This is a genomic window from Senegalia massiliensis (assembly GCF_900626135.1).
Lineage (GTDB): Bacteria > Bacillota > Clostridia > Tissierellales > SIT17 > Anaeromonas > Anaeromonas massiliensis.
This window is the reverse complement of the sequence record NZ_LR130785.1, coordinates 1,808,165-1,828,501: the sequence shown is the minus strand read 5'-3', so window position 1 is coordinate 1,828,501 and position 20,337 is coordinate 1,808,165. Positions and strand designations below refer to the sequence as shown.

27 protein-coding genes and 1 pseudogene are annotated in these 20,337 nt (G+C 25.8%); 24 read left to right on the top strand and 4 right to left on the bottom strand.

Annotated features, from left to right (window positions below):
* Positions 1 to 87: 87 nt before the first annotated feature.
* The 4 genes from E0D94_RS14845 (at position 88) to E0D94_RS09235 (ending at position 2,797) form a co-directional block, all read left to right on the top strand.
* The gene (locus E0D94_RS14845; protein WP_160197177.1) at positions 88 to 252 is read left to right on the top strand and encodes a hypothetical protein; all 165 of its coding nucleotides are present in this window, start codon (positions 88 to 90) and stop codon (positions 250 to 252) included.
* A 179-nt stretch (positions 253 to 431) separates the two neighbouring features.
* Positions 432 to 1,226: a nucleoside phosphorylase gene (locus tag E0D94_RS09245; RefSeq protein ID WP_242620505.1), complete on the top strand. Its 795-nt coding sequence runs from the start codon at positions 432 to 434 to the stop codon at positions 1,224 to 1,226.
* Positions 1,227 to 1,323: 97 nt separating this feature from the next.
* Positions 1,324 to 1,890 carry a GNAT family N-acetyltransferase gene (locus E0D94_RS09240; RefSeq protein WP_130807181.1) on the top strand — a complete coding sequence of 189 codons (567 nt, stop codon included), beginning with the start codon at positions 1,324 to 1,326 and terminating at the stop codon, positions 1,888 to 1,890.
* The gene (locus E0D94_RS09235; RefSeq protein WP_130807180.1) at positions 1,883 to 2,797 is read left to right on the top strand and encodes an alpha/beta fold hydrolase; all 915 of its coding nucleotides are present in this window, start codon (positions 1,883 to 1,885) and stop codon (positions 2,795 to 2,797) included. Before E0D94_RS09240 ends, E0D94_RS09235 begins: the two co-directional genes overlap by 8 nt.
* Positions 2,798 to 3,084: 287 nt before the next feature.
* On the opposite strand, the gene E0D94_RS09230 is transcribed toward E0D94_RS09235, so the two are convergent.
* Positions 3,085 to 3,318 carry a hypothetical protein gene (locus E0D94_RS09230; protein WP_165442915.1) on the bottom strand — a complete coding sequence of 78 codons (234 nt, stop codon included), beginning with the start codon at positions 3,316 to 3,318 and terminating at the stop codon, positions 3,085 to 3,087.
* A gap of 155 nt (positions 3,319 to 3,473) precedes the next feature.
* On the opposite strand from E0D94_RS09230, the gene E0D94_RS09225 reads away from it, so the two are divergent.
* The 5 genes from E0D94_RS09225 (at position 3,474) to E0D94_RS09210 (ending at position 6,672) form a co-directional block, all read left to right on the top strand.
* Positions 3,474 to 3,665 (top strand): hypothetical protein, encoded by a 192-nt coding sequence (locus E0D94_RS09225; protein WP_130807178.1) that lies wholly within the window; start codon positions 3,474 to 3,476, stop codon positions 3,663 to 3,665.
* A 98-nt stretch (positions 3,666 to 3,763) separates the two neighbouring features.
* On the top strand, positions 3,764 to 4,090 hold the full coding sequence (locus E0D94_RS09220; RefSeq protein WP_130807177.1) for a hypothetical protein: 327 nt from the start codon (positions 3,764 to 3,766) through the stop codon (positions 4,088 to 4,090).
* Positions 4,091 to 4,469: 379 nt separating this feature from the next.
* On the top strand, positions 4,470 to 4,616 hold the full coding sequence (locus tag E0D94_RS14840; protein ID WP_165442914.1) for a hypothetical protein: 147 nt from the start codon (positions 4,470 to 4,472) through the stop codon (positions 4,614 to 4,616).
* Positions 4,617 to 4,864: 248 nt separating this feature from the next.
* Positions 4,865 to 5,281: an N-acetyltransferase gene (locus E0D94_RS09215; RefSeq protein WP_130807176.1), complete on the top strand. Its 417-nt coding sequence runs from the start codon at positions 4,865 to 4,867 to the stop codon at positions 5,279 to 5,281.
* A 509-nt stretch (positions 5,282 to 5,790) separates the two neighbouring features.
* Positions 5,791 to 6,672: a M23 family metallopeptidase gene (locus E0D94_RS09210; RefSeq protein WP_130807175.1), complete on the top strand. Its 882-nt coding sequence runs from the start codon at positions 5,791 to 5,793 to the stop codon at positions 6,670 to 6,672.
* Between the two features lie 90 nt (positions 6,673 to 6,762).
* On the opposite strand, the gene E0D94_RS09205 is transcribed toward E0D94_RS09210, so the two are convergent.
* Positions 6,763 to 6,948, bottom strand: coding sequence for an aspartyl-phosphate phosphatase Spo0E family protein (locus E0D94_RS09205; RefSeq protein WP_130807174.1), 186 nt, complete (start codon positions 6,946 to 6,948; stop codon positions 6,763 to 6,765).
* 173 nt (positions 6,949 to 7,121) lie between these two features.
* Between E0D94_RS09205 and E0D94_RS14835 the strand changes: the two genes are divergently transcribed.
* A complete protein-coding gene (locus E0D94_RS14835; protein WP_165442913.1) occupies positions 7,122 to 7,286 on the top strand; it encodes a hypothetical protein in 165 nt (54 codons plus the stop codon).
* Positions 7,287 to 7,390: 104 nt separating this feature from the next.
* On the opposite strand, the gene E0D94_RS09200 is transcribed toward E0D94_RS14835, so the two are convergent.
* Positions 7,391 to 7,561, bottom strand: a complete 171-nt coding sequence (locus tag E0D94_RS09200) for an aspartyl-phosphate phosphatase Spo0E family protein (protein ID WP_242620504.1) — start codon at positions 7,559 to 7,561, stop codon at positions 7,391 to 7,393.
* Positions 7,562 to 7,833: 272 nt separating this feature from the next.
* Here E0D94_RS09200 and E0D94_RS09195 point away from each other — a divergent pair.
* The 4 genes and pseudogenes from E0D94_RS09195 to E0D94_RS09180 form a co-directional block, all read left to right on the top strand.
* Positions 7,834 to 8,115, top strand: a pseudogene (locus tag E0D94_RS09195) (sigma-70 family RNA polymerase sigma factor); the annotation flags it as partial.
* Positions 8,116 to 8,163: 48 nt separating this feature from the next.
* Complete coding sequence (locus E0D94_RS09190) at positions 8,164 to 8,358, top strand: H-type small acid-soluble spore protein (RefSeq protein ID WP_130807172.1); 195 nt, start codon at positions 8,164 to 8,166, stop codon at positions 8,356 to 8,358.
* Positions 8,359 to 8,514: 156 nt separating this feature from the next.
* Positions 8,515 to 10,341: a translational GTPase TypA gene (typA, locus tag E0D94_RS09185; protein ID WP_130807171.1), complete on the top strand. Its 1,827-nt coding sequence runs from the start codon at positions 8,515 to 8,517 to the stop codon at positions 10,339 to 10,341.
* A 25-nt stretch (positions 10,342 to 10,366) separates the two neighbouring features.
* Positions 10,367 to 10,735 carry a hypothetical protein gene (locus E0D94_RS09180; protein ID WP_130807170.1) on the top strand — a complete coding sequence of 123 codons (369 nt, stop codon included), beginning with the start codon at positions 10,367 to 10,369 and terminating at the stop codon, positions 10,733 to 10,735.
* Positions 10,736 to 10,759: 24 nt separating this feature from the next.
* Here the strand turns inward: E0D94_RS09180 and E0D94_RS09175 are convergent, their stop codons facing one another.
* Positions 10,760 to 11,146 (bottom strand): DUF302 domain-containing protein, encoded by a 387-nt coding sequence (locus E0D94_RS09175; RefSeq protein ID WP_130807169.1) that lies wholly within the window; start codon positions 11,144 to 11,146, stop codon positions 10,760 to 10,762.
* 103 nt (positions 11,147 to 11,249) lie between these two features.
* Here E0D94_RS09175 and E0D94_RS09170 point away from each other — a divergent pair, with 103 nt between their 5' ends.
* The 10 genes from E0D94_RS09170 to pilM are packed head-to-tail and all read left to right on the top strand — an operon-like array spanning position 11,250 to position 20,330.
* A complete protein-coding gene (locus E0D94_RS09170; protein WP_278044689.1) occupies positions 11,250 to 12,413 on the top strand; it encodes an MFS transporter in 1,164 nt (387 codons plus the stop codon).
* A gap of 59 nt (positions 12,414 to 12,472) precedes the next feature.
* Positions 12,473 to 12,793: a hypothetical protein gene (locus tag E0D94_RS09165; RefSeq protein ID WP_130807168.1), complete on the top strand. Its 321-nt coding sequence runs from the start codon at positions 12,473 to 12,475 to the stop codon at positions 12,791 to 12,793.
* A 52-nt stretch (positions 12,794 to 12,845) separates the two neighbouring features.
* Positions 12,846 to 13,346: a YqeG family HAD IIIA-type phosphatase gene (locus E0D94_RS09160; protein ID WP_130807167.1), complete on the top strand. Its 501-nt coding sequence runs from the start codon at positions 12,846 to 12,848 to the stop codon at positions 13,344 to 13,346.
* Positions 13,347 to 14,165, top strand: a complete 819-nt coding sequence (gene aroE, locus E0D94_RS09155; RefSeq protein WP_130807166.1) for a shikimate dehydrogenase — start codon at positions 13,347 to 13,349, stop codon at positions 14,163 to 14,165.
* A 55-nt stretch (positions 14,166 to 14,220) separates the two neighbouring features.
* The gene (locus E0D94_RS09150) at positions 14,221 to 15,900 is read left to right on the top strand and encodes a GspE/PulE family protein (RefSeq protein WP_130807165.1); all 1,680 of its coding nucleotides are present in this window, start codon (positions 14,221 to 14,223) and stop codon (positions 15,898 to 15,900) included.
* A gap of 8 nt (positions 15,901 to 15,908) precedes the next feature.
* Positions 15,909 to 16,958, top strand: coding sequence for a type IV pilus twitching motility protein PilT (locus tag E0D94_RS09145; protein WP_130807164.1), 1,050 nt, complete (start codon positions 15,909 to 15,911; stop codon positions 16,956 to 16,958).
* A 19-nt stretch (positions 16,959 to 16,977) separates the two neighbouring features.
* Entirely contained in the window at positions 16,978 to 18,186 is a 1,209-nt protein-coding gene (locus E0D94_RS09140; RefSeq protein ID WP_130807163.1) for a type II secretion system F family protein, read from the top strand.
* Between the two features lie 19 nt (positions 18,187 to 18,205).
* On the top strand, positions 18,206 to 18,595 hold the full coding sequence (locus E0D94_RS09135) for a competence type IV pilus major pilin ComGC (protein ID WP_130807162.1): 390 nt from the start codon (positions 18,206 to 18,208) through the stop codon (positions 18,593 to 18,595).
* Positions 18,596 to 18,605: 10 nt separating this feature from the next.
* Positions 18,606 to 19,349, top strand: a complete 744-nt coding sequence (locus tag E0D94_RS09130) for a prepilin peptidase (protein WP_130807161.1) — start codon at positions 18,606 to 18,608, stop codon at positions 19,347 to 19,349.
* 45 nt (positions 19,350 to 19,394) lie between these two features.
* Positions 19,395 to 20,330 carry a type IV pilus biogenesis protein PilM gene (gene pilM, locus E0D94_RS09125; RefSeq protein ID WP_130807160.1) on the top strand — a complete coding sequence of 312 codons (936 nt, stop codon included), beginning with the start codon at positions 19,395 to 19,397 and terminating at the stop codon, positions 20,328 to 20,330.
* Positions 20,331 to 20,337 lie beyond the last annotated feature (7 nt).

Genomic DNA, 20,337 nt, shown 5'->3' with positions numbered 1-20,337 from the left:
CATGTAATTTAATTTATATTTTAAATTTGATGGTAATAGAATTAGGTATAAAGTTGAAATAAATAAGTTATTAGGGGGAAAGAGATAATGAATAAGGAATTCAGAAAAGTTATTTTTAAAGCAATTGGATTAGGGATGGGAGTTGCTACACTTGTTTTAAACATTATGAAATCTATTGGATTTAAAAGCGCTATAAGTTTATTGTCTATTGGCTTAATTTGTCTAGCAATTGATCAGCTTGAAAATAAATAATACATTGATTTATTATATAAAAATCATAACATCTTCTAGCATAGTGGTATAGACATTCTACATAAAAACATAGAGTGTCTACACCACTTAAAATATTATCAGATTAGAAAAGTTGAAGGCTATTGATTAAGATGTGTTTGATGTCATAGTAGTAGAATTAAGTGAAGTGGATAAAATTAATGCAAAAAGGGGATAAAACAATGATGTTAAAAAGAGATTTTCCTATATTGGAGTTTGATTCTGCTCTAAGAGCTAAGATTGAGCCTTCTGATACAATTAAAAATCAGAGAGATATTTCAGAGTATTGCGTAATCACATTCTTTGGTGATGTTATTAAAAGAATGATAAGTGAGGGAAGATTAAAAAAGGTTGGTGAATTTAAAACATGCACGATTGTAATACCTATATATGAGACAGAAGTTGATGGCAAACCTATTGGAATTGTGCAAGGTTATTTAGGGGCAGCCAGTTCTGGTGCACAACTTGAACAATTAATCGCTATGGGATTTAAGAAGTTTATTGTTTGTGGAACTGCTGGTGTGTTAAAAAAGGATATTCAGTTGGGTCACTTGATTGTTCCATATTCAGCAATTAGGGATGAAGGTTTATCATATCATTATTTAAAACCGTCTAGAGAAGTTGAATGTAGTAAGTCGGCATTGAAATGTATCACTAAGTATTTAAAAGTGAATGAGATACCATTTATTGAAGCTAAGACATGGACTACAGATGCATTTTATCGTGAAACTGACGATAAAATAGATCTACGTGTTTCTGAAGGATGTGTAACTGTTGAAATGGAGTCCGCTGCATTTTTTGCAGTTGCTAAATTTAGAGGTGTTGTACTGGGACAAATACTTTATGGCGGAGATGACCTGAGTGGTATCGAATGGGATTCTAGAAATTGGAATAGATTAGAAGATCTTAGAATTAATCTGGTGGATTTATCTATGGAAATATGTTTAGAATTATAGATTTTCAAATAAATTTGATTAGAGATTAAAACTATAATTCTATATACTATATTCTATTTTGATCATTACTTATAGTATAGGCTAAGGAGGAATTTAAATGAAAAAAATTGATACAATAGATATGGAAAGATTGATACTAAGAGAATTGAAAGAAATAGATATTCAAGAGGTCCATGAATATGCATCTGATCCAGATGTATCAAAATATGTGCCATTTGGTCCAAACACATTAAAACAAACAAAAGAATTCTTAAGTATGTGTATAGAATATCAATATGAAAAAGATAGAGTTGACTTTGAGTTAGCAGTAATTGAGAAAAGAGAGGACAAATTAATAGGTGTTTGTGGATTTCATATTTCAGATAGGGAAAATAGGGAAGGTTGGATTGGATATTGTTTAAATAAAATGTATTGGGGAAAAGGATATGGAACAGATATTGCAAAAACTCTTTTAGATATTGGATTTAACCAATTTAAACTACATAGAATTTATGCTACATGTGATCCTGATAATTTAGGATCTGAAAAAATATTACAGAAAATTGGCATGAAAAAAGAAGGTTATTTGAGAAAACATATATGGTCAAAAGGTAGCTGGAGAGATTCATTACTATACGCTATTTTAGAAGATGAATACAACTATGAGGTGACTATGAATGTTTAAGAGATTAGTAAATATAGGATCTAAAACATTAGAAGTTTATAAAAGAGGATTTGGACAACCAGTGATTGTCATTGAAGTTGGCATGGGCACCTCAATGGATGAATGGAGTTATATATTAGAGAAAGTTTCAGAAACTGCTACTGTTCTAATATATCATAGAGCAGGGTATGGTAAAAGTACGATTGACTTAAAAGAAGAGAGAACAATATATAATATTATAAAAGACTTACATATTTTATTAGAAAAAGAAGGTATATCTGAAAATATTATTTTAGTAGGTCATTCTTTTGGAGGACTTTGTATTCAACACTATGCAAATAAATATTCAAATAAAGTCAAAGGTTTAATTATGATTGATACAACTACAAACGAGTATAATAAAATAGAATCTTTAAAGAAACAATTAGTATTTATAAACAAGAAATATAATACAAATAAAATGATAGATCGATGGAATAGTTTAGCTATGAAAAACCAAGATGAATTAGTAAAGGAAATAAGTTCTCAATTTCTTAAAAATGGAGAAGAAGATTTAGGAGAAAAAGAAAGAAGTAGATTAGAGTTTTTATCTAAACCAAATTTATATAGAGCTATGAGTTCAGAATTTAATAATATGATTGATTCTGGAAAAGAAATTCAACACTTTTGCAAATTTTCAAATATCCCATTAAAAATTTTGATTAGGGATAAAGTAGTTGAAATAAATAAATTGGTAAATAACGGTATTCCTAATGAAGAAGCTAAAGAATTAGAAAGCTTGATACAAAGCCTTATTAGGAAGCAAGTATCTCTCTCAAGAAAAGGTGAGATAATTGAAGCAAAGAACTGTGGTCATAATATTTTTGATGATAGTCCAGAATTAGTTATAGCAACTATAAATGATGTAATAAAAAATACTATTAAATAATGTTAGATGAAGTTATATTAACTTCATCTAACATATAATATATTAATTTAAAATTTAATTTTACATAAGTAACATTATATAAAAAAACTAAGAGAAAACTTAAATATTTAAGTATGCTAATAGAAGATATTCTTTGATAAAGAGGTTACCCTTAAAGGTGTGCTTCAAGAGTAACCAAATAGTTAATAATTTATTTTTCTAAGGCATTTCCAAGCATTGTTTGGCAAGGTACCATTAGAAGTATTTTTAACTTCAATAACAAAATTATTATTATAAATAAACGAAAGCTAATCAGATATTTTACTAATACTATCAAAAGATTGATTAATTAAATCAGTACTATATTGATTAATTAGCAATAAAAGATCTTTGAAGTTGTTTAATGCATTTTTTCGTTCATAATCAGATAAATTTAATTCGCTTATCTGTTTACTAAAAATTTCAAAAAAAAGTTCTTGATACTCTAAATTAAGTTTATCTTTAGTTTGATATAAGTGTATTAACATTTCTTTTTTATTCAACTGTACCCCTCCTTCCATATGAAATTGTACCACAATGAAAACTAGTTAAGAAATTTATGGTTAAAAAGAAAAAATATGTAAAATGATTTTTAAGCTAAAGTAATGGTAATAGTACAATCTAGCAGTGTCATAAATTTAAATAGGAGGGATGTGAAATGAAAAAAGAAAAAATACTAGCTACTTACAAGATTGGTGATAGCGTTTGTAATATATTAGAACCAGATTTAGAATTGGACCAAGAGAAAGTTAAAGAAGAAATGAGAAGAATTGGTTGGGAAATATGGAATAGTCTTAGTTATGAAGATAAGATAAGGATTAATTTAAAATATGAAGATAATGCCTTCTAAAAATTAGTTTAATATAGAATATTGTCGAATATTGCGAATAAAAGATAAAGGAATATACTCATCTATGTAGAATATTTTATATAGAAAGGGGAGCTATTATGGATAAAAGATGGCCGGAGATAGTAAAAAATCGTATTAAAAATTATAATTTTAGAAAGAGAGAAATAGAAAACACATTGGAAATTTTACTGAACCAATTAAAAAATGCACCGTATAATATTTACACAAAACAAAATTTAGTAGATGATAAATACTTGATTTGGGAAGCAATGATTGGTAAACAAAAAATTACTGTTTCAGAAGAAGAAATATCTAAAAAACAAATAATAATGAAAACAAATGACAATGAATTGTTAACAGAAATACATCATAGAAGAAGTATAAAAGAAGTATTAGAAGAAATCATTACTGAAAAATTAATATAATTTAAGAGTATAGAAGTATGTTTTACTACTAAATTAAATGAATAAAATTGTTAAATATTCTTTATATATTATAATATATAAAGGCTTTAAATAAGATAACATAATTTAACAAAAAAATGAATAATATAAGTGAAAATCTAAATAAGAGAGAAAATAAAATAAAGAAAATTGAATTATAATTCATAGCATCTGCTTAGGTAGGTGTTTTTTTAATGTGGAAAATAGAAAGGCAACTAAAGGAAATAAAAATTGAGAAATTCTTAGTCTTTATTTTTTGTCATAAAAAGTATATACTTGTAATACTCTTTATAAAGTAATTATTTAATATATATGGAATAATTAATTTAAATATAGCAATAATCTTACTAGGAGGTTTGATATGAAAAATATTACAAGTAACTTAGTAGAATTATCAAAAGAATTTATAGAATTTGCAGATAAACTTTACAAGGATAAAAAGATAGACAGAGAAACTTATATAAAAATTACTAAAACTAAAAAAGAATTTGTGGATAATTTTAATTAACTAGACTAGGAACAATTTCCCTAGTCTTATTTTTTTATATAAAATTATGTGGTAAAATATAATATGATTATATATTAATTGGTATGTAATAGTAAAAAAATGAGAAATTATATTAGTTTTCTATGATTTTAATCCTAATATTTATTTTTATTATATGATAAAATATAGTATGGTTATACATTAGTTAGTAATCAATATTAGATTAAGAAAGCAAATTTACAAGTTTTATAAGGTAAGGACAAAGATTAATGATAAGAGAATTTGATGTATCTAAAATAGATAATATAATGAAAATTTGGATTGAAAAAAACATTAATGCCCATAATTTTATTTCAGAAGAGTATTGGAAAACAAAATATGATTTTATGAATAAAGTTTTACCTGATTCATCGGTTTTTGTATACGAAGATAATAAAGAAATAAAAGGATTTATAGGCATTATTGATAATTTATATATCGCTGGATTATTTGTTTCCAGTAAATATCATTCTAATGGAATAGGAGGGGAATTGCTTAAAAAATGTAAGGAAGAATATCCTATTTTAAAGTTAGATGTTTACGCAAAAAATTTAAAAGCTGTAGATTTTTATAAAAAACATGGATTTAAAATAGATCAAGAAAAAGAAAATGATGAAATTAAGGAACTTGAATATTCAATGATATAGAATTTATAAACTTTAAAGAACTTATTCAAATCACTCTAATATTTTGAAATGAAAAAATAATTGTATAACAAAGGAGAAGCGGAGATAATATGAGTAATTTAAAAATTATTCAAATAAACTATATATTATTTTTTGTTGGGTGGATAGTAATTATGTTTTTAGGTGCAGACCTTCCTTCGCCAATTGGATTTTTATGGGTAATATTATTGATTTCGATATTAGATTTCATCCAATATAAATATTTAAAAAACTTTTTACCACAATTCAGAGAAAGAAATATCTATTCTTAAAGAATCTACTTTTCTTCACAGTTGGTGGAACAGTGGTATCTCTATTGTGTTTGATTATTAGATATAAAATAACTTTAGAAATTGGTATGTTTAATAGTCTAATTTGGATTGCAATAGTTACTTTAGTAAGTGCTATTTATTGAGTTTACTTTTGTTTTTTTAACTTTTTACTAATAAATAATTTTAAAATGGAATTATATATATTATAAGGAGGAGATTATGAGATATAAATTATTTTATTTTTCTAAGTATGCAAAATATATTGGACTATTAGGATTACCTATGTTTTTTAGCGATTTTCCAATATTTAAGTTATTCTGGTTATTTTGGTTATTTGGATTGCTTGAAGTTGCTTTAGACTTTTCATATTTTAAATGCTCAGTTTTTCAGATAGTTGGTATGATTAAATTAAAGATTAAGTATAGAAATAACTACCCTAATATAAAAAATTATAGAAATAAAATAGAATACGATTTGCCTTTTGAAGGAGAATGGACAGTTGTAAATGGTTGTTATACAAAAGAATTTTCACACTCATGGGACATGCCAACTCAAAGATATGCTTATGATTTTGTGATTTTAGATAATGAGGGAAGATCTTATAGAGGTAATCCAAAGTCTGTAGATGCATATTATTGCTATAATAAACCTATTTTATCTCCTGCTGATGGTAGAGTAGTAAGTATTGTAAATAATTCAGAAGATAGTTATATTATGGGGAAAGGTAAATTTTATAGTAGAGCAAAGCATATTGCAGGAAACTTTATAGTTATACAACATGATCTGAATGAATATAGCACTCTTGCACATTTAAAGAAAGATAGTATTACTGTACAAGTAGGAGAAAATGTGAAAAGAGGACAAGTGATTGCTAAATGTGGAAATACTGGAAATTCAACTGAACCACATTTGCATTTCCAACTACAAAATGGAGAAAGTTTTTATAGTAGCGCTGGGTTACCAATAATGTTTAAAAACATAAATTTAAGAGCACCTTTGAAATATAATGAATATGATAATAGACCATATATGAAAAAAAGTAATATTCCAAATGGAAGAATTACACGTGGGTATAATGTATCATCATTACATAACAAGTGATATTAGTATTTAATGAGGTATTAATAATATACTTGATAGAAAAAATATGGACCAGGATTAATAATCTTGGTCTTTTTATGTCAATTAACTTTATTTTTTAAATTTATGGTATTGATTTAAAGTTTTATCTAGTTTCTGACTTATATTTATGACTTCTTTTGCAGTAAGTGATTTATTTTTATGTAATAGTTTATGCATTTGATTTCTTAATAATTTTATTTTTTCTTCAATACATTTCACTTTTTTAATAATCACCACACTTTCATAAAAAATCATTTCCTTACTTTTCCTATTATATTATAAAATGTTTTAAATAACAATAAAATTATAATAACAAAAAAATTATAATTACTATATTAAATAGGTAAATAGAACTAATTTTTTTTAGAGGTTATGTAGAGGATTTAACAATTACATGTAGAATATATATTAAAAAGGGGGAATTAAATGTGAGATACAGTACAAATGACCTTGAAGAAATAACAAAAATATTTATTAAACTAGCAGATAAATTACTGAAAGATAAAAAAATTGATGAATATACTTATATAAAAATTACGAATAAAAAAAAGAAATTCTTAAAATTTATTGAAAAGAGTAAAATACGAAGTTGATTAATTAAAATGAAGGCCTGTATTGGTCTTAAACTTATGTTATAATAAATAATAATAAAATCATACTATGAAAAATTTTACATTCTATAAATTAACCAGGACTATTAATAGTCCTGGTCTTTTTTTATTTTATAATATAGGTTTAGAATTTCGTCTAATTCTTGGCTTATATCTACTATTTCCTTTATATTAAGAGAACTATTTTTATGTAGTAGATTATGCATTTGATTTCTTAATAATTCTATCTTTTCTTCAATACTTTCTAAATTTTCCATATCAACCCCACTTTCATAAAAAAATTATATTTTTCATTATTTCTAATCATTATATTATAAAGTGAATTGATTAACAATGAGAAGAAAGTAACAAAAAAATACAATTTTTTTGTAAAAAAGTGACAATATATTTATTTTCATGTAAAAAAATCAACAGTTATATATTTTATATTTATTTTTAAAATAATTCAAGTATTAAAATTACAAATATAATCAAAAATATAGATATTATATAAATAAAGTTCTTAAATATAGGTTGATAATAGGTAAGGGGTAATGAAATTTCCCTTTTAGATATTTTAGGGACAGATCCAGATGAAGTAATTGATGAAGTACACTTAAAGTTACAAGTGAAAAAATTATATAATAAAATAAATGATGTTTTAAAAGAAAGAGAAAAAGATATTATAGAATTACGATATGGATTATTAGGTTGTGGATGTAAAACTCAAAGGGAAATTGCAAAAATGCTTGGAATTTCAAGATCTTATGTTTCTAGAATAGAAAAAAAAGCAGTAAATAAATTAAATAAAGCAATGGAAATGACAAATTAAGAATAATTTATTCATCAATATATCAAACTAGTTTTAGGAGGTGTTTTGATGGATAAAAAAAGAGCAAAACAAATAATAGAATCTAATAAACAGATAGAAGTATTATATAATAATTTTCCTGTATGGTTAAAAAAAGTTGAAGAAAAAAAGGGATTAGTAGAAGTAGAAGATATGATAAATGATAAAACGATAAAAGTACCAGCAAATCAACTTAAAGAAACAGACTTAGAATTTGAAATGTAGCAATATAAAAAATATGGCAATTGCCATATTTTTTATATTGTCATAATTAATCTTATCATAATTGATAATAAATTTTAATATATTGTTTGTACTAAAGGGAACTGTATGATATAGTATTTAAGTTGAGGATAAACTTTATAGAGAGAAGGAAATATTTTGAGAAATAAAAGAGAAGATATTAGAAATATAGCAATAATAGCACATGTTGATCATGGAAAAACTACACTTGTGGATGAACTTTTAAAACAGAGTGGTATATTTAGAAAAAATGAAAATATAAAAGAAAGAGTAATGGATTCAAATGACTTAGAAAGGGAAAGAGGAATAACTATCCTTTCAAAGAATACTGCAGTGGAGTATAATGGGACTAAAATAAATATTATAGATACTCCAGGACATGCTGATTTTGGTGGAGAAGTTGAACGTGTACTAAAAATGGTAAGTGGAGTAGTATTGGTAGTAGATGCATTTGAAGGGCCTATGCCTCAAACTAAATTTGTGCTTAAAAAAGCATTAGAATTAGATTTACCTGTTATAGTGGCAATAAATAAAATTGATAGGCCGGAAGCAAGACCAGAGAAAGTAATAGATGAAGTATTAGATTTATTCATTGAATTAGATGCCAGTGAAGAACAAATTGAATTCCCTGTAGTATTTACCTCTGCAAAGGAAGGAACTTCTTCATTAGATATAAATAAACAAGAAGATAATATGGAATTTTTATTTAAAAGCATCATAAAAAATATTCCTGCCCCAGAAGTAGATGAAAAAGATGACTTACAAGTTTTGATATCTACTATAGATTATAATGAATATGTAGGACGTATAGGAATTGGGAAAGTTGAAAGAGGAACTATAAAAACAAATCAAGAAGCAGTTATAGTTAATAAACTTGATGAAGGAAAAAAGCAAAAAATAAAAATAACAAAATTATTTGAGTTTGAAGGGTTAAACAGAACTGTTGTAGATAATGCAAGAGCTGGCAGTATAATTGCTATTGCTGGAGTTGAAGGAATAAGTATTGGAGATACTATTTGTGATGTAGAAAACCCTGAAGCTTTACCATTTGTAGAAATATCTGAACCAACTATATCTATGGTTTTTTCTGTAAACAATGGACCTTTTGCAGGTAGAGAAGGAAAGTATGTTACATCTAGACAGCTAAGAGAAAGACTTTTTAAAGAACTTCATACTGATGTAAGTTTAAGAGTTGAAGAAACAGATTCTCCTGATTCTTTTGTTGTCTCAGGTAGAGGAGAACTTCATTTATCTATATTAATAGAGACTATGAGAAGACAAGGTTATGAATTTATGGTATCTAAGCCAAAAGTATTATATAGAACAATAGACAATAAAAAACATGAGCCAATGGAACTTGTAACAATTGATGTACCTGAAGAATTTATGGGAAATGTAATTGAAAAATTAGGTAAAAGAAAAGGTGAAATGGTAAATATGGTTCCATCTGAAGGTGGATATACTAGACTTATATTTTCTATACCAGCACGTGGGCTTATTGGATATAGATCAGAATTTATGACTGACACTAAGGGTAATGGTATAATGAACTCAATATTTGATGGATATGAAAGATTTAAAGGCGATATTCCAACCAGAAGTAGAGGTTCACTTGTAGCATCTGAAACAGGAACTTCTGTCACATATGGAATGTATCACGTTCAAGATAGAGGAAATTTATTTATTCATCCAGGAACAGAAGTATATGAAGGTATGATAGTTGGAATGAATTCCAAAACTCAAGATATAGATATAAATGTAAATAAGAAAAAACATCTTACAAGTATGAGAGCTTCAGGGTCGGAAGAAGCACTTAGACTTGTACCACCAATTGAATTTAGTTTAGAAGAAGCTCTAGAATTTATAGAAGATGATGAACTTGTTGAAATAACACCAGAAAATATTAGATTAAGAAAAAAAATATTGGATAAAGTAAAAAGAAAAAGAGCTAATAGAAAAAGTTAAATTTATTATACAAGGGGGATATATATTGAATAATTTTGGACTTACAGATAAATTACAAATTAAAATAATTGGGCTATTTATGATTATAATCAGTATATTTTTATTTTTCTACTTGTTAACACCTAATTTAAATGATTTTTTAAGTTGGATTATATTAGCATATTCTATACTCCTTTTTATAGGAGGTATAGGTATGTTTTTACTTAGAAAATGGGGAAGAGTTATAGCTCTAATATCAGATGTAATTGCTATAATATTTATTGTTATACTATCTGTATTATCTATTAAAAATTATGGCATTAGAAGTTCACTTACAATTATATTTAGTTTACTAATACCAATAATAATTTATAGTTTTTTAATTGATAAGAAATTAGAAAGTCTATTTAAATAAAGCTCTGCATATGCAGAGCTTTATTTAAATAGAGAGTTCTATTGCATTTTTTAAAGATTTTTCTACTTCTTTTGCAACACTATCTAATGTAGGTATATCAAATAAACCTATTAATTTTTCTGGTCTTGTCATACCAATGTATGTTTTATTATCCTCAGATCTAACTACCATTTTACAAGGTAAAATGTAGCCAATATGGATATTTGTTTGTAATACATCTTTTGCTTGTTTAGGATTACACACTTCAAGCACTACAAAATCATCTTTAAATTCTAGACCTTTTTCTTCTAACTTATCTTTAAAATTAAGTTTCCAAAGAACACCAAAATTATTATCTTTTAAGTTTTTTTCTAATGATTCAAGTGCTTCTTCTAAAGATTTTTCACTGCTTTTTTCATAAACTAAATCCATAATACACCTCCTAATAATTTCTAATATAAAGTTACCCTATATTAGTTTATTTAATCTTAAATAATATGTTATAATAAATAAGATGGATGTGGAGGGGTTTTTTTTGCAAAGTATAAAAAATAAAAAAACTATAGGCTTTCTTTTTTTGTTAATGATATTAGTTTCAATGGGAGACAATGTAAGAGGAGTTTTTATACCAGTTTTTAAAAAAGAATTTGGAGTAGATGATACTTCTATGGGATTAATGTTAATTATATCTTCTTTAGGATATATGACATTTACATTTATAGGTGGTATATTGTGTGATAAAATAGGTCAAAAGAAAGTTTTGAAAATCGGAATGGCATCTTGTATTATTTCTTTAATTTTATTGTTTTACTCACCAAATTTTATTGTTCTTTTAATTGGAATGTTTATTATAAATATGGGAGTTTCACTTATAGTAATAAGTATAAATACACTTATACCTTTACTAGCTATTTCATTTCAAGCAATACTTATGAACATGATTCATTCTTTTTATGGTGTAGGTGCTACAATTACACAAAGAGGTTCAGGATATATGTTATATGAAGGTTTTAGTTTTAGAACAATTTATATGATATTAATATTTTTATTTTTAATTGCTTTTTTAATTTCTTTTATTATAAAAATACCCGAAAAAAACAAAGATGAAGTTGAGAAAAGTATTAATTGGAATATTATACTTAAAAATAAAATGACATATTTTTATATACTAGCACTAGGTCTTTACATATCTGCTGAAATGAGTACGGGAAATTGGTTTATTAATTTTATGCAAACTACATATAATTTTAATGAGAATAAATCTGCTTTATATTCTTCAGTATTTTTAGGCATATTTACAATAGGAAGGTTTTTTGGAGGCTTTGTTGTAGAAAAAGTTGGACATTTTAAATCTGTTATGATATCTTTATTTTTTGCAACTATTTTATATACAAGTGGACTACTTTTAGGTTCTAAAGGTCTCATAATAATATCTTTTTCAGGTATATTTTTTTCAATAGTATTTCCTACAATAGTTGTAACTATATCAAAAGTTTTTCCAAATAATAGTTCGTTTGTAACAGGTATAGTTGTTTCTATTGCATCTGGTATAAGTATGATTGTAAACTTTTTAATAGGATATTTTAATGATATTATTGGAACTTATGGTTCTTTTTATATAATACCAATTGCGTTAGTAATTAGTACTATCTTTAGCATTATTATATTTTTAAATACAAAAGATGTTAGATTAAACTAAATATTAATAATATAATTGGGTAAAAATATAACATATAAATAATTAGGAGATGATTTCATATGTTAGATAAAGAAACTAAGAAAAGGGAATACTTGCATCTTTATAATTTTATTTCTGAGAAAGGAGATTCTATCTCATTTAGAATAAATCCAGATGAAAATATTACAAAAGACAGATTTGAAAAATATGAAAGTGCTGATAGTTTAAATGATCAAGAATTAGATAGGTATCTAATATTAGAATTAGAAAAAACTGTATATATAAATCATGATAATAAAAGTGAAAATTTTGAAGAAAGAGATGCTACTAAACTAGAAAGAAAAGATAAAGTGGAGTTACTTAAAAAAGTAGCAAAAATAAGAGAATGCGATGTAAAATAACAGGCTTTTATGCCTGTTGTATTTTTGTTAATAAATAAACGGAGGTAAAATTATGAAAAATTTACTTATACCAAAACTTTATGTGGATTCTATATTTGAAATAGACCTTAAAAAGTTAGTTGATAGAGGGATCAAAGGTTTAATTGTTGATATTGATAATACACTAGTTGCCTGGGATAAAAAAACAGCACCAGCTAAAGTTATAGAATGGTTTGACGAAATAAGGAGTCATGGACTTGATATATGCTTGGTGTCAAACAATACTGAAGATAGAGTTGTAAAGTTTACTGAAAAAATAAAGATATATACTGTTCATTCAGCTAAAAAGCCTACTAAATCACCATTTAAAAAAGCAATGAGTTATTTAGAAACTGACAAAACAAATACTGCGATTATAGGAGATCAAATCTTTACTGATGTTTTAGGAGGAAATAGAATGGGAATATATACAATTCTTGTTGTTCCAATTAAAAGCAAGGAGTTTTGGTGGACTACGTTTGTACGTAAATTTGAAAGATTTGTACTTAGAAAAATAAAAAAGGGAGAAAATTAATTGAATATAGATTCTTATACAAATCTTTTCTGTCTAATTGGAAATCCTATATCAAAAAGTTTATCTCCATACATACATAATACTAATTTTAAATTTAATGATATAAATGCAGTTTATTTAAGCTTTAAGGTTGAAAATTTAGAACAAGCTATTTTAGGAATTAAGTCATTATCTATAAAAGGGTTCAATGTAACATTACCTTATAAACAAGAAATAATAAAGTATTTAGATGAAATAGATCCATTGGCTGAAAAAATAGGTGCTATTAATACTGTGAAAAATATAGATGGAAAACTTATTGGCTTTAATACTGATGGATTAGGATTTATGAAATCATTAAAAGATAGAAAAATACAGTTGAAAAACAAAAATATTCTCATAATAGGTGCTGGTGGAGCAAGTAGAGCTATTTCTTTTACAATTGCTAATGAAAGTATAAAGTCTTTAACAATTATTAATAGAAACAACAAAAGAGCACTTAGCTTAATAAAAGATATAAAAAGTAAATTTAAAAATTTAGATTTAAGGTTCTTAGAAAAACAAGATATAAAAGACAATTATGATATTATTATAAATACAACTTCAGTGGGAATGTATCCAAATGAAAAAGAAAATCCTTTGGATACTTCTTTATTTTCTGATGAAACCATTGTTTATGATATTATATATAAACCTAAAGAAACTTTATTTTTAAAATACGCAAAAGAGGAAGGTAAAACCACAATTAATGGGTTAGATATGTTAGTAAATCAAGCCATATTAAGTGAAAGAATATGGATATCAGAAAATTTGAAAATTTATCCTTTTATATTTAAATAAAAGAAGGATTTAACTTTAAATTGTAGAATACTATAATATAAATGTAGGTGATGTTATGGCTAAATCTTCAAAGAGATTAGGAGATCTTTTAACTTCAGTAGGGAAAATTTCACATGATCAATTAGAACAAGCATTGAAATCACAAAAGGATACAGGTAAAAAATTAGGAGAAGAATTAGTAGATAAGGGTTATGTAACAGAAACAGATATTATTGAAGTGTTAGAATTTCAAATGGGTATTCCTCATGTAGATTTAAACAAGTATTTTATTGAACCTGATATAGTAAACTTAGTACCTGAGAGTCTTTCTAAAAAATATGCTTTAATTCCTATTAAAAAAGATAGAGGAAAATTAATAGTAGCTATGTCTGACCCTTTAAATTTATTTGCTATAGATGATGTAAAAATAGCTACAGGTTTAGATGTAGAGCCAGTTATATCAATAAAAAAAGATATATTGGATTCTATAGAACAATACTATGGAAAGAAAAGTGCTGAAAAAGCCATAGAAGATTTAAAAGATCAATATAATATAGAGCTTACCTCTGATTTAGATGAGAAATTATTAAATGAGATAAATAATGCACCAGTGGTAAGGCTTGTAAACTCACTTATAAAACAGGCTATATCATCAAAAGCTAGTGATATACATATTGAGCCATATGAAGATAGAATTAGAATTAGATTTAGAATAGATGGTACTTTACAAGAAATAATGAAACCGACAAAAAACACTCATTCTGCAATAATTACAAGGATAAAAATAATATCCAAAATGGATATAGCAGAAAGAAGAGTACCTCAAGATGGTAGAGTGGAAATGCATATAGATAGTAGGAACATTGATTTACGTGTATCAAGTCTTCCAACTGTATATGGAGAAAAAATAGTTATAAGAATATTAGATAGAATGAATACTATAATGACAAAAAAGAGATTAGGGTTTACTAAAGATAACTTAAATAGATTTGATAAGTTATTAAATTATCCTAATGGAATATTACTTGTAACAGGTCCTACTGGTAGTGGAAAGACAACTACTTTATATGCAGCATTACAAGAGCTTAATTCAGTAGGTAAAAATATAATTGCTCTTGAAGATCCAGTTGAATATAGATTAGATGGAATAAATCAAGTTCAAATAAATACAAAATCTGGTCTTACATTTTCATCAGGACTTAGATCAATATTAAGACAAGATCCAGACATTATAATGGTAGGAGAAATAAGAGATGAAGAAACAGCAAGACTTGCAATAAGAGCAGCTATTACAGGACATCTTGTAATAAGTACAATGCATACAAATGATGCGGCATCTACCGTATCAAGACTTGTAGACATGGGTATAGAGCCTTATCTTGTAGCTTCATCAGTGATAGGAGTAATAGCTCAAAGACTAGTTAGGAGAATATGTGATAATTGTAAAATTGAATATATAAGTGGAAAAAAAGAAGAAGACATATTGAGTATATGTGAACCTGTAAAACTTTACAAAGGGACAGGATGTAATAAATGTTATAATACAGGATATAAGGGAAGAATTAGTATTCATGAAATATTAGAAGCAAATAAACAAATAAGAGAAAGTATAAATAATAATAGTTCTATAGATAACTTAAAGGAAATAGCCAGAAATAGTGGTATGACTTCTCTTTACGAAAATAATAAAGATTTAGTGCTAAAAGGTATTACATCAATAGATGAATTACTTAAAGTTTCATATACAAAAGAGTAGGTGATAAATTGGATATAAGAGAGCTTTTAACTCAATCAATGAATATAGGTGCTTCAGATTTACATATAACAGTAGGTTATCCACCAGTAGTTAGGATAAATGGTCATTTAGAAAAGATGAATTTAAAAGATTTAACTCCACAAGATAATATGAATTTGGTAAATCAATTATTAAATAAAAAAGAATTTGATATATTAGAAGATAAAGGACAATTGGACAAGTCGCATTCTCAAAATGGTGTAGGAAGATTTAGAGTTAATATATATAAACAAAGAGGTACTTATGGAATTGCAATAAGAACTGTAGCACTTAATGTACCTACTATGGAAGATTTAAAACTACCGCCTGTAATAAAGGATCTTACTAATAAAAAAAGAGGACTTATATTAGTCACAGGATCTACTGGTAGTGGTAAATCTACTACACTTGCTTCAATGATAAATTATATAAATAAAACTAGAAAAGAGCATATTCTTACATTAGAAGATCCTATAGAATATTTGCATAAACATGATAAGAGTATTATAAATCAAAGAGAGATAGGAACTGACTCTGAATCTTTTTCTGTAGCTTTGAGGTCATCTTTAAGACAAGATCCAGATGTTATATTAATAGGAGAAATGCGGGACTTAGATACCATAAAAACTGCACTTATTGCGGCAGAAACAGGACACTTAGTATTATCGACCCTTCATACTATAGGAGCAGCAAAAACAGTAGATAGAATAATAGATGTATTTCCATCAAGTGAGCAACGTCAAATAAGAATTCAACTTGCAAATGTGTTGGAAGGAATTATATCACAACAATTACTTCCAAATATAAATAATAAAAAAAGAGAATTAGCACTTGAAACAATGGTTTTAACTCCTGCTATAAAAAATCTAATAAGAGAAGGAAAAACTCATCAAATACAGACAGCTATAGTTACAGGTAAAAAATATGGAATGCAAAATATGGATGATAGTTTATTAAACTTGTATAACAAAGGAAAGATATCACGTGAAACATTAGAAATACATGCTATAGATAAGGAAAATATAAAAAAGTTTATATAAAGCTATTGGGAGGTAGATTATGCCTGAGTTTGAATATAGTGCTATAAAAAAAGATGGCACTAAAATAAATGGTTCTTATATAGTTGATACAGAAGCAGAAGTTGTGGATATGATTAGATCTAATGGCTATTATCCTTCAAAAGTTGAAAAAGTTAAAGGCAGTAAAAATATAAATTCAATATTTTTTAGTAAAGTTAAATCAAAAGATGTTTCTATATTTGCAAGACAATTTTATGCAATGCTAAATGCAGGTATAACAATACCTACAATTTTAGATATACTTAGAAAGCAAATTACTAATAAAAAGTTGAAATTAGCTATAGAAGAAATATTTGAAGATTTACAAAAGGGCCTTACTTTTTCAGAAAGTTTATTAAAACATAAAAAAATATTTCCAGATCTTTTTATAAATATGATAATAGCAGGCGAGAGTACAGGTAATCTTGATGTAATAATGTATAAAATGGCTAATCATTATGAAAAGGAAAATAAAATCAATAATAAAGTTAAATCAGCAATGATTTATCCTGTTGTTTTATCAGTAGTATCTATATTTGTAATAATATTTTTGTTAACTATAGTAATGCCCACATTTGTATCTATGTTTGAATCTAGTGGAGCGCCATTACCTAGTGCTACTTTGATATTACTTTATATTAGCGATTTTATAAAGTCAGAATGGCATATATTATTATTATTTATATTAGTATTTTTAATTTCTATTAAAAAATATAATGATACTAATAAAGGAAAGTATAATATTGATAAATTTAAATTAAAAATACCAGTACTTAATAATACATTAAAAATGATAATGACAGCTAGATTTACAAGAACATTTTCACTACTTCAATCAAGTGGAATATCACTTCTTGATTCATTGGATTTAGTATCAAATGTATTAGGGAACAAAGTGGGAAGTGATTTTATAAAAAAATCTAAAGAAGATATAAAAAAAGGTAAAACTTTAAGTGAATCGCTAAAAAGCACTAAGATATTTCCACCAATGTTATCTGTAATGATAAATGTAGGGGAGGAGTCAGGTTCTCTTGATACAGTATTAGAAAATACTGCAGATTTTTATGATGAAGAAGTCAGCACTACCATAGAGAAGTTTACATCATTACTTGAACCTACTATGATAGTATTTATGGCAGTAGTAATAGGTTCAATAGTAATAGCAATGGTACTTCCTATGTTTGATATGATAAACACAATATCCTATTAAAAAACAGGAGGAATGTAAAATGTTAAAATGGATTAGTAAAAAAATTAAAAAAGACAACAAAGGTTTTACATTAGTAGAACTTATAGTAGTTTTAGCAATACTAGGTATAATAGCAGTGATAGCAGTACCAAGGTTTATAGGGGTACAAGATGGAGCGAAGAAGACTGCAGATGAAGCAACAGAGAAAAATATAGGTAAAGCAGTAGAATTAGCTTTAGCTGAAGAAAAAATCTCAGTACCTGAAAGTGGAAGCACTAATATTTCAATGACTGACTTAGTTGATTGGGGATATCTTGATGAAAAACCAACTGTTCAATCAGAAGATAATAAGGCTTTCAAAGCAACAGTTGATTCAAATGGGAAAATTACTATTACTACTGAAGCTGCTTCTACAGGTAACAACGAATAGATAACCCCAAATGCAAATACTTATATTACTCACAGGCATAATAATAGGCTCATTCCTAAATGTATGCATGTATCGCATACCTAAAGGTAAATCAATAAATTATCCCCCGTCGAATTGTACAAGCTGTGGGGAAAAACTAAAACCATGGGATTTAATTCCCATATTAAGCTTTTTATTTTTAAAAGGAAGATGTAGATATTGTAATAAAAAAATATCTATAATCTACCCTATAGTTGAATTATTAAATGGTGTAATTTATTTAACTATCTATAATATATTTGGATTTAGCAGTATCTCTGCCATGTACATGCTAATATCATCTATACTTATAGTTATTAGTTTTATAGATTATAGTTATCAAATAATACCAGATAAACTAATAGTATTAGGATTTTTCATTATAACTCCTATAAATCTATTATACAATTTTCCTTCTTCACTTATAAATGGTCTTTTAGGACTATTTATAAGTGGGGGATTGTTTTTAAGTATTGCATTTATATCTAAAGGAGGTATGGGTGGTGGAGATATAAAACTTATATCTCTTATTGGATATTTACTTGGACTTAAAATATTTATGGTGATAATTATATCATTTATATTAGGAGCTTTAGTGTCTATAATTTTATTAGTGACAAATGCAAAAAATAGAAAAGATGCTATTGCCTTTGGTCCTTTTATAGCTATAGCTAGTATTATAGTAATGTTATTTTCAGATGAAATATTAAATATTTATTTTAAAATTATATTTTAAGGGTTTATATTTCATAAACCCTTAAATAAAAAATAGGAGGAAGCTATGTTTGATAAAAAAATATTATCATTAGACATTGGAAATAAAAACATAAAAATATTACAATCAAAAATTACAAATAAATCATTTATTTTAGAAAATGCAATTACAATAAAGACTCCAAAAAACTCTATAAATGATGGAAATATAATGAATGCTAATTACTTATCCTCCTATATAAAAGAAAATTTAGATAAAGAGAAAATGAAAGGCAAATATGGAATTATAACACTGGATTATTCAAATATAATATCAAGAGAAATAATTTTGCCTTTTGTAAAAAAAGATGATATAGAAGAGATGGTTAAATATGAAATAGAGGAATTTTTACCTATAACACTAAATGATTATGTATTAGATTATAGAAAAAGAGAAGAGTTTATTGATAACTATAATATAAAAAAAATAAAACTTTTAGTTGTGGCAATACCAAAAAAAACTGTTAAAGGATATATGGAACTTTTAGAAGAATTAGATTTAAATCCTATGGCTTTAGATTTAAATTCTAATGCAATATCAAAATTAATTAATAAAGAAATAAAAATCAATGGTACAACTTTAAATAAGAATACCGTATCTTTTTTAGATATAGGTTATAAAAATACTAATATAAACTTAATTTCAAATGGTGTGAATATATTTAATAGAGTAATGACTACAGGAACTAATGACTTACCAGATAATACTATAAGTGAATATTTAGAAGGTATTGAAAGATTATTTACATACTATAAAAATTTAAATAGAAGTAATAAAATAGAGAAAATTTATTTGTATGGTGGGGGATCTAAATTAAAAGATATCGATAAGCATATTGAATCTTATTTTAATATTCCAACTGAGAAATTAAAAGAAATAGACCCTTTAAAGGTATCTAAATCTATGAAAAGTATTAATATAGTAGATTATTTTAACAATATTGGTTCTACAATAAGATTATAGGAAGTGA

What these genes read in the sequence shown, in the direction of transcription:
- E0D94_RS14845 (WP_160197177.1), top strand. Translation starts at nt 88, where the DNA reads ATGAATAAGGAATTCAGAAAAGTTATTTTTAAAGCAATTGGATTAGGG.
- E0D94_RS09245 (WP_242620505.1), top strand. Translation starts at nt 432, where the DNA reads ATGCAAAAAGGGGATAAAACAATGATGTTAAAAAGAGATTTTCCTATA.
- E0D94_RS09240 (WP_130807181.1), top strand. Translation starts at nt 1,324, where the DNA reads ATGAAAAAAATTGATACAATAGATATGGAAAGATTGATACTAAGAGAA.
- E0D94_RS09235 (WP_130807180.1), top strand. Translation starts at nt 1,883, where the DNA reads ATGTTTAAGAGATTAGTAAATATAGGATCTAAAACATTAGAAGTTTAT.
- E0D94_RS09225 (WP_130807178.1), top strand. Translation starts at nt 3,474, where the DNA reads ATGAAAAAAGAAAAAATACTAGCTACTTACAAGATTGGTGATAGCGTT.
- E0D94_RS09220 (WP_130807177.1), top strand. Translation starts at nt 3,764, where the DNA reads ATGGATAAAAGATGGCCGGAGATAGTAAAAAATCGTATTAAAAATTAT.
- E0D94_RS14840 (WP_165442914.1), top strand. Translation starts at nt 4,470, where the DNA reads ATGAAAAATATTACAAGTAACTTAGTAGAATTATCAAAAGAATTTATA.
- E0D94_RS09215 (WP_130807176.1), top strand. Translation starts at nt 4,865, where the DNA reads ATGATAAGAGAATTTGATGTATCTAAAATAGATAATATAATGAAAATT.
- E0D94_RS09210 (WP_130807175.1), top strand. Translation starts at nt 5,791, where the DNA reads ATGAGATATAAATTATTTTATTTTTCTAAGTATGCAAAATATATTGGA.
- E0D94_RS09205 (WP_130807174.1), bottom strand. Translation starts at nt 6,948, where the DNA reads ATGATTTTTTATGAAAGTGTGGTGATTATTAAAAAAGTGAAATGTATT.
- E0D94_RS09200 (WP_242620504.1), bottom strand. Translation starts at nt 7,561, where the DNA reads ATGGAAAATTTAGAAAGTATTGAAGAAAAGATAGAATTATTAAGAAAT.
- E0D94_RS09190 (WP_130807172.1), top strand. Translation starts at nt 8,164, where the DNA reads ATGGATAAAAAAAGAGCAAAACAAATAATAGAATCTAATAAACAGATA.
- E0D94_RS09175 (WP_130807169.1), bottom strand. Translation starts at nt 11,146, where the DNA reads ATGGATTTAGTTTATGAAAAAAGCAGTGAAAAATCTTTAGAAGAAGCA.
- E0D94_RS09165 (WP_130807168.1), top strand. Translation starts at nt 12,473, where the DNA reads ATGTTAGATAAAGAAACTAAGAAAAGGGAATACTTGCATCTTTATAAT.
- E0D94_RS09160 (WP_130807167.1), top strand. Translation starts at nt 12,846, where the DNA reads ATGAAAAATTTACTTATACCAAAACTTTATGTGGATTCTATATTTGAA.
- E0D94_RS09150 (WP_130807165.1), top strand. Translation starts at nt 14,221, where the DNA reads ATGGCTAAATCTTCAAAGAGATTAGGAGATCTTTTAACTTCAGTAGGG.
- E0D94_RS09140 (WP_130807163.1), top strand. Translation starts at nt 16,978, where the DNA reads ATGCCTGAGTTTGAATATAGTGCTATAAAAAAAGATGGCACTAAAATA.
- E0D94_RS09135 (WP_130807162.1), top strand. Translation starts at nt 18,206, where the DNA reads ATGTTAAAATGGATTAGTAAAAAAATTAAAAAAGACAACAAAGGTTTT.
- E0D94_RS09130 (WP_130807161.1), top strand. Translation starts at nt 18,606, where the DNA reads ATGCAAATACTTATATTACTCACAGGCATAATAATAGGCTCATTCCTA.
- pilM (WP_130807160.1), top strand. Translation starts at nt 19,395, where the DNA reads ATGTTTGATAAAAAAATATTATCATTAGACATTGGAAATAAAAACATA.